The organism is Bifidobacterium moukalabense DSM 27321 (genome assembly GCF_000522505.1).
GTDB lineage: Bacteria > Actinomycetota > Actinomycetes > Actinomycetales > Bifidobacteriaceae > Bifidobacterium > Bifidobacterium moukalabense.
Genome location: NZ_AZMV01000004.1, coordinates 83,824 through 101,280, shown reverse-complemented (window position 1 = coordinate 101,280; position 17,457 = coordinate 83,824). Strand labels below are relative to the sequence as shown.

Below are 17,457 nucleotides of genomic sequence, written 5' to 3'. Positions count from 1 at the left end.
ATTAACACATGGAGGATGCCCACAATGGCGAAAACCGTCCTTGTCATCAATTCCGGTTCCAGCTCTATCAAGTATCAGCTGGTTGATCTTGAAACCGGTGAAGGTATTGCTTCCGGCCTGGTCGAGAAGATCGGCGAGCCGGTTGACGGCCACTACAAGCACGAGTTCAACGGTGAGAAGCATGAGCTGGAGGAGCCGATCCACGACCACGAGCAGGGCCTGAGGCGCGTGCTCGGCTTCTTCGATGAGTTCGGTCCGAAGCTGGCCGAAGCCGGCATCGTCGCCGTCGGCCATCGTGTCGTTCAGGGAGGCTCCCTCTTCCCGGATCCGGCTCTGGTCACCGACAAGACCATCAACCAGGTCAAGGATCTTGCCGTGCTCGCTCCGCTGCACAACGGCCCGGAGGCCAAGGGCGCCGAAGTCATGCGCTCCCTGCTGCCGGACGTTCCGCAGATCTTTGTGTTCGATTCCTCCTTCTTCTTCCAGCTGCCGAAGGCCGCCAGCACCTACGCGCTGAACAAGGAGATCGCCGACCAGTACCACATCCGCCGTTACGGCGCCCACGGCACCTCCCACGAATTCATCTCCTCCGTGGTGCCGTCCGTCATCGGCAAGCCCGCCGAAGGCCTGAAGCAGATCGTGCTGCACATCGGCAACGGTGCTTCCGCCTCCGCCGAGATCTCCGGCAAGCCGGTCGAGACATCCATGGGTCTGACCCCGCTGGAAGGTCTCATGATGGGTGGCCGTACCGGTGACATCGATCCGGCCGTCGTCTTCCACCTGATCCGCAACGCCCACATGAACGTGGACGAGCTGGACGCCCTGTTCAACAAGCGTTCCGGCATGATGGGCATGACCGGCTACGGCGATCTGCGCGAAGTGCATCGTCTGATCGCCGAAGGCAACGAGGATGCCAAGCTGGCACTCGACGTCTATGTGCACCGCATCGTCGGCTACATCGGCAACTACACCGCCCAGATGGGTGGCGTGGACGTGATCACCTTCACCGCAGGTGTCGGAGAGAATGACGACATCGTACGCAAGATGGTATGCGACAAGCTCGCTCCGTTCGGTGTTAAGCTGGACGAGGAGAAGAACGCGACCCGCTCCAAGGAGCCGCGTATCATCTCCACCCCGGATTCCGCAATCACCATCTGCGTCATCCCGACCAACGAGGAACTGGCCATCGCCCGCAAGTCCGCCGCCATCGCCGAGGCCGGCAAGGACACCTACGGCAACACCTTCTCCAAGTGAGATCGTTGAGGCGCTAGCTAAGAACGACAAAAGGGAATCCCTCCCGAACCATTCAGTTCGGGAGGGATTCCCTTTTTGCATCGCATCATCGCATTGTCCGATGCCGGATGCCACCGGCCGTCAGCCGAGCATGCCATTCCACATATGTACGAAGTCCGGCAGTGTCTTCGCCGTAGTGGCGACATTCCTGACCTCGATGCCACCGATGCGCAGTCCCAGCATCGCCGCAAACGTGGCCATACGGTGATCGGCATAGGTTTCCATGATGGCCGGCTTGAGAGCCTCAGCAGGCGCCGGCGTGATCTCCAATCCGTCGGGCAGCTCCCTCGCCTCTCCCCCCGACGCGTGTGATCTCGTTGACCAACGCCTCGAGCCGGTTCGTTTCGTGGCCGCGCAGATGGCCGATGCCCAGCATACGGGTCGGTTTGTCGGCAAACATCAACACGGCGGCGAGCGACGGTGCGATTTCGCCGGCGGCGGTCAGGTCGAAATCACCCAGGCCGTTGATATGGCCGTCACCGGTCACCTCACAATAGCGAATGCCATTCTCCTTCGGGAACGACACCTTGGCACCCATATGCCCGAGATAGCCCGGCAGCAATCCGCCCGGCTGAGTGGTGGTTTCCGGCCAACGGGGCACGCGTACGGTCCCTCCGGCGATCAATGCCGCGCCAAGGAACGGCGCTGCATTCGACAGATCGGGTTCGACGGTCACGGCATCCGGCAACTGCACGGCACCGGGCCGTACCGCCCATACGCGGGCCTCTTCGTCGGCCTGAACGTCCACGCCGGAACCCTGAAGATCGGCGACCGTCATACGGATATGCGGCAGACTTGGCGTCTTCTCCCCCGTATGATGTAGCTCCAGACCGCCCGGTACACGCGAGCCGATCAACAGCAGGCCGGAGATGAACTGCGACGAACCGGACGAATCGATGGGGACCACGCTCGGCGTCTCCTGCGTAGCCGGGTCAGGCGCAGGCGGAGTGATCGTGAACGGCAGACGGCCTTCCTCACCGCGGTATTCAATGGTCGCGCCTAACTGCTGCAAACCATCCAATACCGGCTTCATCGGACGGGCGTAGGCCTGCTCGTCGCCATCGAAATCGACGGGACCGTCGGCGAACATCGCCAGCCCCGGCACGAAGCGCATCACCGTACCTGCGAGTCCACAGAATACTTTTGTATTGCCTCGGAACCGGCCATCCGCAGGCGGAACAACCGTAACCGTGGTATCGGTAGCGGCATCGATCTCGCAACGTACGCCAAGCGCACGCAACGCGTCCATCATCAACTCAGTGTCCCGCGAGCGCAGCAAGCCGGCCAGGCGGACGGGTTCATGCCCTAGCGCGGCAAGGATGAGATAACGATTCGACAGTGATTTGCTGCCCGGCACCACCACGGTGGCGTTCAGGGGCTTGCCGGCGAACGGTGCCGGCCACAGGGTCTCTTGAGGTGCATTCATATCCCCCATCGTAACCAAAGCCTGCAGAAGACATCGTGTTTGTCTCGCCTTGGATGGCATAGTGAACGAGATTGGTGCGTTCCGCGAGCGCGGAATGGACGGCTGAAATCGAGGAGGTTATGCGGTCATTGTGCCCTGCTGTGCCCAAGGACAATGAAACCCGGAATCCTAGGTATTACAACTGTTGGAATTCCGGGCTTTTTGTCGGGCTGACAGGATTTGAACCTGCGACATTCTGCTCCCAAAGCAGACGCGCTACCAAACTGCGCTACAGCCCGTTCGTGTTCGAAACGCAATTTGCGCATGAGCACAAGGAACTATTGTAGCGTATGTTTGGACAACGACAGGCTAGAATGGCGAGTGGTTTAACAAGAAGGGGCGGATATGGGACGTCATCAACAGGCCGAGACCTCCGGCATCATCTCCTTCATGATCTGCGCTGTGGTCGCAGGTTTCGCCATGAGCCTGTACATGCAGTACGCTCCGGCCATCTGGCGCGTCAGCCAGCGCCTGTTCACCGTCTGTTCCGGCATCGTGGCCGCCTGTGGCGTGGTCTCCTTCAGTTTGGGCTATGCGCGCAAATCCCGTTCGCTCACACTGAAACATGGCTGGATGGTTCCAATCCGCCGTATATTCGAGATCCTGGCCCTTTCGATGGTTTACGCCTCCACGATCTTCGTCACATCATTCATGATGCTTTCCATCATCAACGGCATCATGGGCACACGCACGCTTAACGGCTATCTGTCGATGCTCTGCGCCGGCATAGCGGGTGTCGTGGGCTACATCACCTTCGTACAGGCGGAACTGATGGACGCCAAGACCATCGCCGCATTGCTGCCGTTCTTCGTAGTGTCGGGCGTGAGCATCGCCGGACTTACTTCGGACGATCCGTATTGGTATAACAACAACTTCTCCCAACTGGGCGACCGTACCACGTTCGCGGCGCGCATGTTCAACTCCACATTGATGCTGGCCGGCATCTGCATCATCATTATCAGCTACTTCGCGATCTCCGAGCTGATCACCACCAACAGGCTGCGTCGGGAATATGCGCGGCAGACCGGGTTGGACGAATCCCCCAGGCATTTCAGAGTGCGAATCCTGCTGTTGGCGTTCATGCTGACATTGGCCGGCATCGCCTTCATCGGCATCGGCATGTTCCGCTATACGCCTCATCCGATTCTGCATAACGTGTTCGCCCGAGGGCTTCCCTGCCTGATGAGCGTGCTGCTGATAGGGCTGCCTTGGCTCGCCCCGCAACTGTCCAAAGCGGTGTATGTCGTGTCGGATCTCGCGATCGCCGTCGGTGCCTTCGCCGGATTCCAGTGGCTGGGCGGGCACAATACGTTGACGAACGTCGAGGCGCTGGCAGGTCTGATGTTCCTCGGCTGGTTCATCATCTTCTCCCGTCAGATCGCCGCCATTGAGGCCGATCGCGTGCAGACACAGCTGGTGCTGGCGCAGACGGACGGAATGAAGAACGTCGAAGACGCTGTCGAGACGAACGCCATCATTCCGGGCATGACCTCACGTCTGGCCGCCGAACGCTGAGTACGTTTTCAAAAAGGCGGTGGGTCCGTCCATATTCGCGAATATGGACGGACCCACCGCCTTTGGTCATCCGTGACCGTTAGAACTCGTTTACCTTCTTATCCGGCTTCTTGTCGCTCATAAGCAGCAGGAAGCTCCTCGACTGCGCGGTGATCGCGAAACCGGCCTCATAGTTGAGTTCCGGCCCCTTCGGATTATGCGTGTCGATGACCAGACGCCATTTCCTGCCATACTGCTCATCCGGCAGGGTGAACATGATCGGCTCGTAATGCGCGTTGAAGATCAGGATGAAGTCGTTGTCGACCATCCGATTGCCGTACCAGTCGGTTTCCGGAATGTCCGAACCGTTCAGGTAGATCATCACCGAGAACGCGTGCGTATTCGACCAGTCGTCCATGTCCATGATGGAGCCGGTGTGGTCCATCCATTCGACTTGCGGAATCATGCTGCTGGCGTCGCCCGGCTCGCGCCCGGTGAAGAAACGACGGCGATGCAACACCGGATGTTCCAGACGCAGATGGATCAGTTTCGACACGAACTCGAACAGATCCTTCTGGGTATCGTCCAGATCCCAATTCGTCCAGGAGATCGCATTGTCCTGACAATAGGCGTTGTTGTTGCCCTGCTGGGTGCGTGCCACCTCGTCGCCGCCGCAAATCATGGGGATTCCCTGACTCAGGAGCAACGTGGCGAACATGTTGCGCATCTGCTGTTGACGCAGATCGTTCACATCCTTGATGGTGGTGGGGCCTTCCACACCGCAGTTCCACGAACGGTTGTTGCTTTCACCATCCCGATTGCCTTCGCCATTGGCCATGTTGTGCTTTTCGTTGTAGCTCACCAGGTCGTTCATCGTAAAGCCGTCATGGGCGGTGATGAAGTTCACGGAGGCGACCGGGCGTCGGCCGTTCATCTGGTACAGGTCGGAGCTTCCCATCAGTCGGCTGGCGAATTCCGGCAGCGTGGATGGCTGCGAACGCCAGAAATCACGCACGCAGTCACGATAGCGTCCGTTCCATTCCGACCAGCTGGACGGGAAGCCTCCCACTTGGTAGCCGCCGGAGCCGAGATCCCACGGTTCGGCGATGAGTTTGACGCGGGAGATGACCGGGTCCTGTTCGACGATGTCGAAGAATGCGGACAGTTTGTCGACCTCCTGGAACTGACGGGCCAGGGTGGCCGCCAGATCGAAACGGAAGCCGTCGACGTGCATTTCGGTGACCCAGTAGCGCAGGCTGTCGGTGATGAGCTGCAACGCATGCGGTGACCGCATCAGCAGGGAGTTGCCGGTGCCGGTGGTGTCGAAATAGTGTCGAGGATCATTGTCGACGAGCCGGTAGTAAGAGCCGTTGTCGATGCCCTTGAAGCTCAGGGTGGGACCACGATCATTGCCTTCGGCGGTGTGGTTGTACACCACGTCGAGAATCACCTCCATGCCGGCGCGGTGATACGCCTTGACCATGGATTTGAATTCGTTGACCTGCTCACCGCGCTGGCCGGAGCTGGAGTAGGCGTTATGCGGCGCGAAGAAGCCGATGGTGTTGTAGCCCCAGTAGTTGCTCAGTCCCTTCTGCTGGAGGAAACTGTCGTTGACGAACTGGTGGATCGGCATGAGCTCGATGGCCGTGATACCGAGTTTCTTCAGGTATTCGATGACCGACGGGTAGGCCAGACCGGCATAGGTGCCGCGAATATCCGCCGGTACATCCTTGTTGAGGTTGGTCATGCCACGTACGTGGGCCTCGTAGATGACGGAATCATGGTATGAGATATTCGGATGCTGGTCGTTGCCCCAATCGAAATACGGGTTGACCACGGCCGCTTTCATGGTGTGTGCGGACGAATCCAGCGTGTTCATGTTCCCTAGGTCGTCGGGACTGTCGAACCAGTAGGAGAACAGGCTTTCATCACCATCTATGTTGCCTTCGATGGCTTTCGCATATGGGTCAAGCAACAGCTTGTTTGGATTGCATCGCAGACCGCGCGACGGGTCGTATGGTCCGTAAACACGGTACCCATATCGTTGCCCGGGTTGAATGCCCGGCAGGTAGTTGTGCCAGACATAGGAATTCTGCTCGGTCATTTCGATGCGGGTTTCATTGTCTTCTTCGTCGAAGAGACAGAGTTCCACTTTCTGCGCAACCTGAGAGAAAAGGGCAAAGTTTACCCCTGCCCCATCATAGCTTGCTCCGAGTGGATACATCGAACCAGGTCTGATTTGCATACTTTTAAGTATCTCACGACTTCGCGTGAAATTGGCCTATCTGCGATTTTTCCGGCGATTGTGGTATGGCTCGAAGCTTTATGGCCTTGTATTCCCCTGCATTCGGCGAATCTGCTCATGCTGAATCGCAATCATCGAATTGGATGCGGTGATACGCGTCTTCCGTAGCCGCTCCCAGGTGATCCATGCGGATTCGACATGCTCGTCGGCATCGAAATGCCGTTCGACGGATTGCCAGGCGCCAAGATGGATGACCATGATATGGGCCAGCTCGTCGGTCATGCCCTCCGACGAGTAGAACTCCCCCACATGATCGAAGGTGATGTCGTCGCCGCCGGCGGGCTGCACTCCGGTTTCCTCGACGAGTTCACGCAGCGCGGCCTGTTCGACGTCTTCTCCATCATCGATGAGCCCGGCGGGAAGACCATAGGCGAACATATCGCTTCCGACGCGGTATTCCCGTTCGATCAGGTACAGGTCCCGTTCAAGGTCATGCACCAGCATGACCACGCAGGGTGCATGCCGCATGACCTGCCTGCGAATCACCGTCTGCCCGCCATGGTGCAGGTGAAGCGCGAGCCGCATATCCTCGACGCTGAAGATCGCCCCCTGGTACACCAACTCGCGACTCACCACCGTGACGGGACATTCCATATCGATGCCGTCACCGGAGCGTTTCAACGCCCTGTTCACTTCATCGGCGCTCATGCTCAGCGCTCCTGACCGCTTGACGGCAATACCAGGTTCCACGGATCGGTGTTCATGGAGATCCACCGTACGGCTGGAATGTCACCGGTGGTTTCCGCCACGGCGCGGGGTACATCGCCCATCGCGTATTGGAACCACATGGATTCGATGGCGCTATGAGGCGTGTTGATGAACGCGGGGCGTACCTGAACATCACCTTGGCCGATGAGCACCCCCTGGGCACGCATGGAAGATTCGTATCTGGCCTGTTCAATGGCATCCGTCACCGGATGGTGGCGCAGGTCGCTGGTCACATACACGTCCACTCCCGCGGCACGAACCTCATCGAACAATGAGTCTCCGGAACCGGGGAGCACGGCCACCGTATGCACCGGAGCATCAAGTTCGCCGCAAACCTGTACACCGAGTTCGGTATAAGGCAACGCATCCGCCACACGACGGGCGAAATCGCACAGAGGCATCGGTTCCGGCAAACGCCCCACACGTCCCAATCCGACCGCATGCTCGGCCTTCGCATCATCGATGGGCACCAGCGGGCGCTGATCCTCCAAACCGAACATATCGGCGGCCGCCTGACCGACACCCCGATATGAGGCGTCGGCGTTCGTATGCCCCACCCACAGGGCGCATCCCGCCTCATTGAGCTTGCGTACGATTTCGCCACGGAATCCGAACCCGGAAACGGTATGCACGGAATGGAAAAACAGCGGGTGATGGCAGATCAGCAGATCGGCATGGTTGGCGACGGCCTCGTCTATCACCGCCATGGAGGGGTCGGCCGCGAATGCGATATTGGAAACCTCATGCCGAAGATCTCCCACAATCAGACCGGGCTCGTCCCATTCCTCCGCATATCGCAGCGGGTACAGCGTTTCCAGTACGTCGACGACCTGTTTGAGGTTTGCCATTACATTCCTTCCTGATTGCGGTCAGTGCGCCGCAAGCTGCCAATCCGAGCCGATGCCGGTGGAGACATCCAGCGGCACGGCCATCGTCACGGCGTGTTCCATCGCGTCCCTGACCAATGTGGTGGCTTGCTCGGCCTCGCCGGGGGCGATCTCCACTACAAGTTCGTCATGGATCTGCAGGATGATGCGACTCTTCAGCCTCGCTTCGCGCAACGATTCCGCCGCACGGATCATGGCGATCTTCATGATGTCCGCGGCCGATCCCTGAATCGGGGCGTTCAGTGCGGCACGTTCGGCCGCATCCCGGACCGCACGATTCGGCGACTTCAATCCGGGGAAATACCTGCGACGGCCGTAAATCGTTTCGGTATAGCCCTTCTCGCGTGCGGTGGAGACCAGCGATTCAAGATACTCATGCACTTTGCCGAAGGTCGCAAAGTACTGGTTCCTCAACGACTCCGCCTCTTTCGGAGCAATCTTGAGCTGCTGGGAGAGTCCATAGGTGCTCAGACCGTAGGCCAGGCCGTAGCTCATCGCCTTGACGTGGCTACGCTGGTCCGAGGTGATCTCCTCGACGGGAATGCCATAGACCAGACTGGCCACATATTTGTGGAAGTCCCTACCGGAGCGGAATGCTTCGATCAGCGCCTCATCGCCGGAAAGATCCGCCATGATGCGCAGTTCCACCTGCGAATAGTCGGAGCTGAGCAATGACTCATACCCCTCCCCCGGCACGAATGCCGAGCGAATCTCCCGACCTGCCGCATTACGGTTGGGGATGTTCTGCAGATTCGGGTCCACGGAACTGAGTCTGCCAGTCGCGGCAACCGTCTGTTCGAAAGTCGTGTGGATACGTCCGTCACGAGGATTCACGGCATCGATCAGCGTCTGCACGATCTGTTTGAGTTTGTTGGTCTCGCGGTGCCTGAGCAGAGCGCCCAGGAACTGGTTCGCACGTTCGTTATCGATGGAATGCTCGTACAATGTCTGCAATGCGGCCGCATTCGTGGTGTAGGAGCCCGACTTGGTCTTCCTGGTGGGTTTCAGTCCCATGTCTTCGAACAGGATCTTCCGCAGCTGCTTGGGGCTTTGTAGATTCACACGTTCGCCGGCGCTTTCCCAGGCGATTTCCTGAGCCTGGCGCGCATCGGCTGCGAACTGGTCACGCATTCCGTTCAGACGCATCATGTCGACCTGGGCGCCTGCATGCTCCATGTCGTACAGCACCTTCGATACGGGCAGCTCGATGGACTTGAGCAGACCGAACTGTGCACGCTGATCCAGCAGGTCCGCCAGAACGCTCGCCAACGTATCGATGATGGCTGTATGCCGCTGCAACTCATCGACGTGCGTGTTCGAAGATTCCTCCATGTCATCTAGGTCAAGCGTGCCCTGCGTGGCTGCGGACCCCTGTTCCTCGAAGTGCAGGTCAAGGAAGTGGCCGGCCGCCTGTTCAAGCGATTCCGCATGGAAATCCGGATGCACCAGATACCCCGCCAACTTGGTATCGAACAACGGTGTCGGCAAAGCCATGCCCGCGGATTCGAGCAGATGCTGCTGTTCCTTGTAGCCGTGCACCACCATGGAACGATGGTATTCATCGAGCACGCGCTGGAGTTCGCTCGCGATCGAGTCGTCGATATGCTCGATCTGCGCACCTTGACCGTTCACCATCAGCATCAGCGACGTCATGACGGCATTGCCGGGCTTGGCATCGCCTTCGGCCTGCAGAACCCATGAATGGTTGACGGCATCGACGCATGTCGCGGTGCTCTCGCTGAAGGATCCGGCATCGATGGCCGGATTCGCGTCCTCATCGTCCCCATGCAGATGTTCATCGGCGGGTGGCATGTTCTTATCGACCCATGTGCGCAGATCGTCTCCATGGGTGATCGCCGTGACCTCCGGCATCACAAGCCGATTGGATTCCGCCTGGACCGTGGCGCCTGCCGCCGACTGGCTCGCGTTGAAGGTCTTCAGCACGCGATTTCTGGTGCGGACGCCGAATTCCAACGTGGAAAACAGTGTATTAAGCTGTGCGGCGTCAACGGTGCCGAAGGTCAGATCGTCAAGCGCCACGCCAAGTTCGAGGTCACGCACCAATGCGTTCACGGAACGATTCAACTTGACCTGTTCGATGTTCTCACGCAGGGCTTCGCCCTTCTTGCCGGTAATTTCGTCGGCATGCTCGATGATCTGGTCAAGTCCGCCATACTGGTTGATCCATTTTGCGGCGAACCCGTCGCCTACGCCCGGCACACCCGGAATATTGTCGGCGGTTTCACCACGTAACGCGGCCAGATCGGGGTACTGTTCCGGTGTGACATGGTATTTCTCCACCACCGCCTCAGGGGTCATATGCTTCAGATCCTTGAAATGATGGCCCGGATACAATACGGTGATGTTGTCGTTGATCAGCTGGAATGCGTCGCGATCGCCTGACAACACCAACGTGCGGTATCCGGCCTTGTCTCCCATGGTCGCCAGGGTGCCGATCACATCGTCGCCCTCATAACCAGGCTGTTCGATATAGGTGACGCCCAAGGCGGACAGCATCCTCTGAATCAAAGGCAGCTGACTGAGCAGATCCTCCGGAGCGGCCTCTCGCGTGCCTTTGTATTGCGGTAGCATCGCACTGCGGAAAGTACCGCCTTTGACATCGAACGCCACCGCCAGATGGTCGGGATGTTCGGTATCGATCACCTGCGCCAGCATGGTGGCAAAGCCCCACACCGCATTGGTGGCCTGACCGGACGAAGTGCTGAAATTCTCTACGGGCAAGGCAAAAAAAGCGCGGAACGCCAAAGAATGGCCATCAACGACCAATAGCGTTCCGCGTGAGGTGCCTTCCACAGTTGCTGTGTTAGCGCTCATCCTCTGCTTCCGACTTCTGTTCGCCATATTTGGCGATAATGGCCATGGCCAGGCGCTTCTTCGGAATGCGCTGATCCATGGAGGTCTTCTGAATCCAACGGAAGGCGCCCTGCTCGGAGAAGTCCGCCTTGTCCATCAGCAGGCCCTTGGCACGATCGACGAGCTTGCGCTCCTCAAGGGTCTCCTCGGCTTTCTTGAGCTGTTCCTCGGCCTTCTTGAGCTGCTCCTCGGTGTCACGCAACTTGGATTCGCTACGTTCCACGTTGTCGAGCAAATCGTTGATCTCCGCGAAACGGCCCATGGCCACTTCGAGCGCCGGCAACAGCTTGGACTCCTCGTATGGCTTGGTCACATATGCCATGGCCCCTGCGCCGGTAGCCTGCTTGACCAGATCCGGCTGGGAGAATGCGGTAAGCATGACAACCGGGGCGATGTTCTCATCGCAGATCACGCCGGCCGCGGTGATGCCGTCGGTACGCGGCATCTTCACGTCCATGCACACCACGTCCGGACGATACTTACGGGTCAGTTCGATGGCCTCCTCGCCGTTGGCGGCCTCGCCGACGACTTCGTAGCCATTGTCTTCAAGCATGGCGACCAGATCCATACGATTCACCGATTCGTCTTCGGCCACCACAACGGTACGCTTACGAGGCTCGCCCTCCTTGGTGGAGGCCTCTTCAGGCGCCGCAGCGGCCTTGAGCTCTTCGTCGGTGAGCACCTCGCTCACTTCAGCCGGATCCGTGGTCTTCTTCCTTGCAGCCATGTCAGTCTCTTTCCACTATCGCACCCATATAGCCGCTCGACGCCAATCCAACCTAGGCCCGGATTGATTCGATGCGTGGGTACGCGCCCCGAACGGGACTCGAACATCACCCTTGCAAGACTCAGATTCAATCCGCGTAAAGCCGGCAGCAGACGACCTTAGCCCGTCCGCTTCCTGATTCTTTCTGAAATGATAGTAGCAGCTGCCTATATATGCGTGTCGCGTAAACCAAGTCTGCGCTTGCGTTCCAACATGACGAAATTGCCGGCCGCGACCGTCAGCGCACCCGTCAGAACGCCATAACCGTTGCCTGGCCACGGCAGAAGCATCACCGCGCCGCCCACGAGCAAAAACATGACGGCAGCGGACCCATCCGTACCGGTGAAGGTCGTTCCCGAGCGATAATAGACGCTGTCCGCGTACATCGCGGCATAGAACACCGCCAGCGATGCCAGCATCAACACCGCCACGAACGTACGATTCGCAGACGAATTCTCCAGCAGCAACAGCGACACGGTCACCAGATTGACGGCCATGACGATGAGATAGTGGCTGAACATCAGTCTCAGGGCTCGATCCACGCGCCGTCGTTCGGACAGCACATGCAGCTGCAGCACATACCCTCCATACATCAGCGCAATGAGCAGGAACACCAATACCGGCCGCAGCGTGGGGCGGGCGGGATCGAAGAATCCCGTCATGCCCACGACGCCTTCGCCGAAGGTGATGATGGTCAGTAGCTCGAACCGTTCGGCAAGATGGGGAAAGTTGATAATGCCGTAGTCGAATCTTCCCCGCAGGAAGAACGGCAGGAACGCACCGCAGACCACCGCCGCCACATCGAGCCAGACCACGATCGCGCCCGCGCTCACAAGCGATGCCACGAACGCACACAGGTACAGCAGGCAGTCGACCAGCAGGATCGTAATGGAGTTGCGCGCCGCGGCGGCCCGTTCACCGCCTTCGGCCGCGTGCACGGCATACATGAGGGCCACGCACGCCAGCATCGACAGCATCGCCAGATTGAACGTCCCGGACATCTCATCCCACCGTCGTGAGATTGTGTTGGACATATACACGGCGGCGAACATGTTGGCCCCGGTCAGCAGATACTCCCACCAACGCCATTCGCCGTACCGGTTGACGTAATTGGTCAGATACAGCCAAGCCTGCAGAATCACCAGACAGACCACCAGCCAGCGCAGCAGGTCGGCGACCGGTATCACGCCGTGTTCGGGTTCCTCGACCAAGGTTGTCAGCCGTGAAATCGCGTACACGTAGATCAGATCGTAGAACAGTTCGATTAGCTCTACCTTTTTCTCCTCGATTTCCACAGTGGGGCCTTCCCCTTCACTTGTTCCAGTCCTTGCACAGGCCAGAATGCCGGGACCTCCCCATCCCTTCCGGGCCGACAGCCGTACCGGTCAAGTATACAGACGCACGGGGCCTCCCCTCCTTGGTCGCCGGCTTCGTCCATTGCATTCGTCGGAGGGCGAAATCGCGCGTAGCGGATTGAGGGACGATCGTTTCCCGCCAATGGTCATAGGAGCGTGCCGATGCCGTGAAGCACGGCTATGTGAAGCGGGTAGTACGCATAGAAGAACATCCGGTATGAATGTTCGCCTCGCCGCCCGTTGTATAAGGAGAGCAATGGCAAGGCCAAAAAGGAGCATGCCTGCACGCCGAGGGGTAGGCCTCCCGGAGCGATGCAGACGAGTGCGAGGCCGAAGGCCAGTCCGGACAGTCTCCGCTTCATGTCTCCGCCCAGCCAGGCCAGCACCGGCGTGAGCACGCCCCAGAATCCGTAGTCCGTTTCCAAACCCGGGACGATTCGCATACGGAACAGCAGGAAGCAGGCCGACAACAGCATGAGGAACATGGCGCACCACAATCCATCGGCCGGCACGCGTACCGGTAAGGCGGCGCGTGCCCTATCCAATGAAAGAATGAGCCCGATCGAGCAGGCGAAGGTGATCATGATCGACTGGTATAGGCTACCTTCGGCCAGATAGGAGGCACTGGAGCAGACCATGCCCACCGACAGCACGGCAAGCAGATAACGGGCCATGTGCCGGGTGTGGTCGCAGCCTTCGGCGATGAAGAACGCGAAAATCGGGAACGCGAGACGGCCTGCCATACGGAGGACCATGAAGTCCGGCAGAAGAAAGACACCGACATGGTCGAGGGTCATGCAGACAAGGGCTATGAGCTTCAACATGGTGGCGTCCAACGGCGGCCGCATCCTCATTCCGGTCATGATTTCAACAGCCCATGCCCCGTCAGATACTCCTTGGCCACCTGTGAGGCCGCACGTGCGCGGACCTTCACCTCGTAGTTCATCGTGCTCATTTCGTCGTCGCTGATACGCCCGGCAAGCTTGTTGAGCACCCGTTCCAGTTCAGGATGCCTCGTCAGCAAAGACGCCTTCATCAACGGGGCGCCCTGATACGGAGGAAACATGTGTTTGGTGTCCTTCAGAGCCACCAGATGATATTGGCTGATCTCCGCATCGGTGGAGTAGGCATCCACGATCTGTACGTCGCCGTTGGTCAATGCCTCATAACGCAGGGACGGTTCCATCGTCCTGACCTTGAGATCGAGCTGGTACACCCGGCGCAGACCACGGTTGCCGTCTTCACGGTCGTTGAATTCCAAGCTGAAACCGGCCAGCGCGGTATCCTGCACCTTGGATAGGTCCTCGATGCCCGCCAGATCGTGCTCTTCGGCGTAATCCTTGCGTACGGCCACCGCATAGGTATCCTCGAACAGCATCGGTTTGAGCAACACGAGATCGTCCTGGGACCGGATGCCTTTGCGGGCCTGCTCGTATACCGTTCCGGGATCCGTGGAAGTCGCGGGTCTGGTTTTCAGCAGACTTTCCACGATGGTGCCGGTGAATTCGGGGTAGATGTCGATGTCGCCGCGTTTGAGGGCCTCGTACAGGAAGCTCGTCTTGCCGAAGTTCGGTTTGACCGTCACCCTGAGGTCCGTGTTCTCCTCGATGAGCAGTTTGTACATGTTCATGAGGATCTCCGGTTCCGGACCGAGTTTGCCGGCGATGACGATGCTCTCACCCCGGTCCGTCCTGTCGGCGATCACCGCCGGCACATACGAAACGCCCAATGCCATGACCACAGCCACAGCCGCGGCACACAGACGACGCAACGGCAGTCGCTCCATCCAGCGGATAGCGGCATTGAATGCCATCGCCAGCACCGCCGCCGAGATGGCGCCGATGAGAATGAGCGCATTGTCGTTGCGATCGATGCCCAATAGGATGAAGGATCCCAAGCCTCCCGCCCCGATGAGCGCGGCCAGCGTCGCGGTGCCGATGATCATCACGGCGGAGGTCCGTATGCCTGCCACGATGACGGGCATGGCCAACGGCAACTCGAATATGCGCAGCTTCTGCCAATCGGTCATGCCGAAGGCGTCGCCCGCCTCCTCCAACGTGGGGTCGATGCCTTTGAGACCGGTGATGGTGGCCTGCAGAATCGGGAATAGCGCGTAGGCGACCAGCGCGATCACCGCCGGTGTCGCGCCGATACCGATGATCGGTATCAGCAGACCCAGCAACGCCAGTGATGGGATCGTCTGCACGATGCCGGTCACATGCAGTGCGGCCTCCGACGTCCTGCCATGCCGACGCAACAGGATGCCCAACGGTACTGCGATGGCCACCGCCAGCATGAGTGACAGCAACGAAACCTGCATATGTTCCAGTAGCGCCTGCGTCCAATCGGGGAATCGCTCCCGCCATGTCTCCATCAGTGTTCCCATGATGCAGCCTTCCCCCGTTCCTCCTCACGCCGCATCCGCGTGCCGATCCCAAAGAACTCCCGCACGAATGCGGTCGAAGGATTGCCCGTCACCTCCTTCGGCGCGCCCACCTGTTCGATATGCCCGCTATGCAGCACCGCGATGCGATCGGCCATGAGCAGCGCCTCGTCTATATCGTGGGTGACCAGCATGATGGTGATTCCCAGCGACTGGTGCAACCGCAGCGTCAGTTCCTGCAACTGCCTACGGGAGATGGGGTCAAGCGCGCTGAACGGTTCATCCATGAGCATGATGTCCGGCCCCGTCAGCAGGGCGCGTACAATGCCGACCCGCTGCTGTTCGCCACCGGACAACTCCCGGGGCATGCGCTGGAAGTATCGCGTAGAAGGCAGTCCCACCTCGTCAAGCAGATGACGGGCCCGCTTCTCCCTACGCCGCATATCCCATCCCTTGAGCCTGCCGGTCAGCATCGCGTTCTGACCGACGCTCAGATTCGGGAACAACGCGATCTGCTGCAACACGTATCCCATGCCCAGACGGAGCGTCCTGGGATCCATATCCCGAATGGATCTGCCGTCAATGCGGATATCGCCGCGGGAGGGGTCGACCAGGCGATTGACCATCTTCAACATGGTCGTCTTGCCGCTGCCGCTCGGTCCCACGAGCACGAACAATTCACCGTCGGCGATGTCGAGCGACACGTTATCGACCACCGCGGCGGTCCCATAATCCTTGCCCACCTTGTCGAACACAATCATCGAATTTCTCCCGGACCAGCCGATTCCCTGCCTTGGGCACGCCCACGACACGGATCCGCATCCGCGGGGCATTCACGGCGCCCATCCCGCCAGATAGCCATACTCATCGCTCCGTATCGTTGAGAACCACGGTCTTGCCGAAACCGCCCTCATGCTCCACATACTCATGAGCCTGCCTGATCTGGTCAAGGCCGAACACCCGTTCGGGTTCGGTGGGCACGTTCCAGCGTTCGATGAATGCGAACATATCCTGGACGGCCCGCTCATCGATATCTCCCGAATAGCAACCCGTGAGACGGATGTGATGCCGCAGGTCCATGATCGGGTCGAAATCGTCGATCGTCCATTGCCCGCCAAGCAATCCGGTGACGCATACCACGCCAGCCTGTCGCGTATGTGCGATGGAGTCGCGCAAAGTGGCCGGCCCCACCAGTTCGAGAATCCTGTCGAAGCGTTCGTCCGGCTCAATGTCCAGCGTGCCGTCGGCATCCAGGACGGTGCGATCGAAACCGACGGCCTGCAGCTGCCGTTCCTTACCCCAATGCCTTGTGGATGCTGTCAAACGCACGTCAGGATGACGGGCCTTGACCAGACGGGCGAAGGCCACGCCCACACCGCTGGATCCAGCCCTCACCAGCACATCGTCACCCGGTCGCATATCCAATGCGAGCATCGACTGGTAGGCCGTATAGTAGGTCTCAGGTATTGCCGCCAGGTTCCGCCATGGCAGATTCGTATGCACCGGATATATCTGTTCGTTGGGAATCAACGTGTACTGCGCATAGCCACCGTCGAACTGCCTTCCCATGCCTCCCATCAGCGAGACGACCGTTGCTCCCAGCGGCAGACGGTCCTCGTCAGTGGTACGTTCGATGATTCCGACGCATTCGATACCGAGAACACGGGGCAGGCGTACGTCGGGAGACAGTCCCTGCCGGGTGAAGATCTCAGAATGGTTGATGCCGAATCCCATCACTTTGACCAAGCTCCATCCGGCCCGCACCTGCGGTATTGGCATGCGTACCAGTTCGAGCGCTTCGGGGCCTCCAGGGTTTCGTAGAATCACCGCGGACATCTCTTCGTCAACCATGACAACCTCTTTTCCTTCCGGCCCACGCCCTACGGCATGGGAACGCATCGGTTGGTATGGCAACCGTACCAGCGCC

Annotated in this window: 12 protein-coding genes, 1 tRNA gene and 1 pseudogene; 2 read left to right on the top strand and 12 right to left on the bottom strand. The window is 59.3% G+C overall.

What is annotated here, in order from left to right; translation table 11 throughout:
• Positions 1-24 precede the first annotated feature (24 nt).
• Positions 25-1,254 (top strand): acetate/propionate family kinase, encoded by a 1,230-nt coding sequence (locus BMOU_RS04485; RefSeq protein WP_034875264.1) that lies wholly within the window; start codon positions 25-27, stop codon positions 1,252-1,254.
• A gap of 120 nt (positions 1,255-1,374) precedes the next feature.
• On the opposite strand, the pseudogene aroA reads toward BMOU_RS04485, so the two are convergent.
• Positions 1,375-2,728, bottom strand: a pseudogene (gene aroA, locus BMOU_RS04480) (3-phosphoshikimate 1-carboxyvinyltransferase).
• A 195-nt stretch (positions 2,729-2,923) separates the two neighbouring features.
• Positions 2,924-2,997 (bottom strand) — tRNA-Pro (locus BMOU_RS04475).
• Between the two features lie 106 nt (positions 2,998-3,103).
• On the opposite strand from BMOU_RS04475, the gene BMOU_RS04470 reads away from it, so the two are divergent.
• Entirely contained in the window at positions 3,104-4,273 is a 1,170-nt protein-coding gene (locus BMOU_RS04470) for a hypothetical protein (protein ID WP_034875262.1), read from the top strand.
• A 79-nt stretch (positions 4,274-4,352) separates the two neighbouring features.
• Here the strand turns inward: BMOU_RS04470 and glgX are convergent, their stop codons facing one another.
• The 10 genes from glgX to BMOU_RS04420 all read right to left on the bottom strand — a co-directional run bounded on the left by glgX (position 4,353) and on the right by BMOU_RS04420 (position 17,381).
• A complete protein-coding gene (glgX, locus tag BMOU_RS04465; RefSeq protein WP_034875260.1) occupies positions 4,353-6,476 on the bottom strand; it encodes a glycogen debranching protein GlgX in 2,124 nt (707 codons plus the stop codon).
• A 99-nt stretch (positions 6,477-6,575) separates the two neighbouring features.
• The gene (locus tag BMOU_RS04460; protein ID WP_034875258.1) at positions 6,576-7,205 is read right to left on the bottom strand and encodes an NUDIX domain-containing protein; all 630 of its coding nucleotides are present in this window, start codon (positions 7,203-7,205) and stop codon (positions 6,576-6,578) included.
• Between the two features lie 2 nt (positions 7,206-7,207).
• Positions 7,208-8,113: a Nif3-like dinuclear metal center hexameric protein gene (locus tag BMOU_RS04455; RefSeq protein ID WP_034875256.1), complete on the bottom strand. Its 906-nt coding sequence runs from the start codon at positions 8,111-8,113 to the stop codon at positions 7,208-7,210.
• 21 nt (positions 8,114-8,134) lie between these two features.
• Positions 8,135-10,987, bottom strand: coding sequence for a DNA polymerase I (gene polA, locus BMOU_RS04450; RefSeq protein WP_034875254.1), 2,853 nt, complete (start codon positions 10,985-10,987; stop codon positions 8,135-8,137).
• Positions 10,977-11,753, bottom strand: coding sequence for an ANTAR domain-containing response regulator (locus BMOU_RS04445; protein WP_034875252.1), 777 nt, complete (start codon positions 11,751-11,753; stop codon positions 10,977-10,979). The genes polA and BMOU_RS04445 overlap by 11 nt, the downstream gene beginning before the upstream one ends.
• Positions 11,754-11,959: 206 nt before the next feature.
• Positions 11,960-13,087, bottom strand: coding sequence for a low temperature requirement protein A (locus BMOU_RS04440; protein WP_034875250.1), 1,128 nt, complete (start codon positions 13,085-13,087; stop codon positions 11,960-11,962).
• Between the two features lie 206 nt (positions 13,088-13,293).
• Entirely contained in the window at positions 13,294-14,010 is a 717-nt protein-coding gene (locus tag BMOU_RS04435) for a TraX family protein (RefSeq protein WP_034875248.1), read from the bottom strand.
• Positions 14,007-15,533 carry an ABC transporter permease/substrate-binding protein gene (locus BMOU_RS04430; protein WP_034875246.1) on the bottom strand — a complete coding sequence of 509 codons (1,527 nt, stop codon included), beginning with the start codon at positions 15,531-15,533 and terminating at the stop codon, positions 14,007-14,009. Before BMOU_RS04430 ends, BMOU_RS04435 begins: the two co-directional genes overlap by 4 nt.
• Entirely contained in the window at positions 15,521-16,291 is a 771-nt protein-coding gene (locus tag BMOU_RS04425) for an ATP-binding cassette domain-containing protein (RefSeq protein WP_051428911.1), read from the bottom strand. The genes BMOU_RS04430 and BMOU_RS04425 overlap by 13 nt, the downstream gene beginning before the upstream one ends.
• Positions 16,292-16,394: 103 nt before the next feature.
• Positions 16,395-17,381, bottom strand: coding sequence for a zinc-binding dehydrogenase (locus tag BMOU_RS04420; RefSeq protein ID WP_235143705.1), 987 nt, complete (start codon positions 17,379-17,381; stop codon positions 16,395-16,397).
• Positions 17,382-17,457: the final 76 nt, after the last annotated feature.

Coding starts and splice junctions, on each gene's coding strand:
- BMOU_RS04435 (WP_034875248.1), bottom strand. CDS start 14,010: ATGACCGGAATGAGGATGCGGCCGCCGTTGGACGCCACCATGTTGAAG.
- BMOU_RS04455 (WP_034875256.1), bottom strand. CDS start 8,113: ATGGCAAACCTCAAACAGGTCGTCGACGTACTGGAAACGCTGTACCCG.
- polA (WP_034875254.1), bottom strand. CDS start 10,987: ATGAGCGCTAACACAGCAACTGTGGAAGGCACCTCACGCGGAACGCTA.
- BMOU_RS04460 (WP_034875258.1), bottom strand. CDS start 7,205: ATGAGCGCCGATGAAGTGAACAGGGCGTTGAAACGCTCCGGTGACGGC.
- BMOU_RS04430 (WP_034875246.1), bottom strand. CDS start 15,533: ATGGGAACACTGATGGAGACATGGCGGGAGCGATTCCCCGATTGGACG.
- glgX (WP_034875260.1), bottom strand. CDS start 6,476: ATGTATCCACTCGGAGCAAGCTATGATGGGGCAGGGGTAAACTTTGCC.
- BMOU_RS04445 (WP_034875252.1), bottom strand. CDS start 11,753: ATGGCTGCAAGGAAGAAGACCACGGATCCGGCTGAAGTGAGCGAGGTG.
- BMOU_RS04470 (WP_034875262.1), top strand. CDS start 3,104: ATGGGACGTCATCAACAGGCCGAGACCTCCGGCATCATCTCCTTCATG.
- BMOU_RS04420 (WP_235143705.1), bottom strand. CDS start 17,381: ATGGTTGACGAAGAGATGTCCGCGGTGATTCTACGAAACCCTGGAGGC.
- BMOU_RS04485 (WP_034875264.1), top strand. CDS start 25: ATGGCGAAAACCGTCCTTGTCATCAATTCCGGTTCCAGCTCTATCAAG.
- BMOU_RS04425 (WP_051428911.1), bottom strand. CDS start 16,291: ATGATTGTGTTCGACAAGGTGGGCAAGGATTATGGGACCGCCGCGGTG.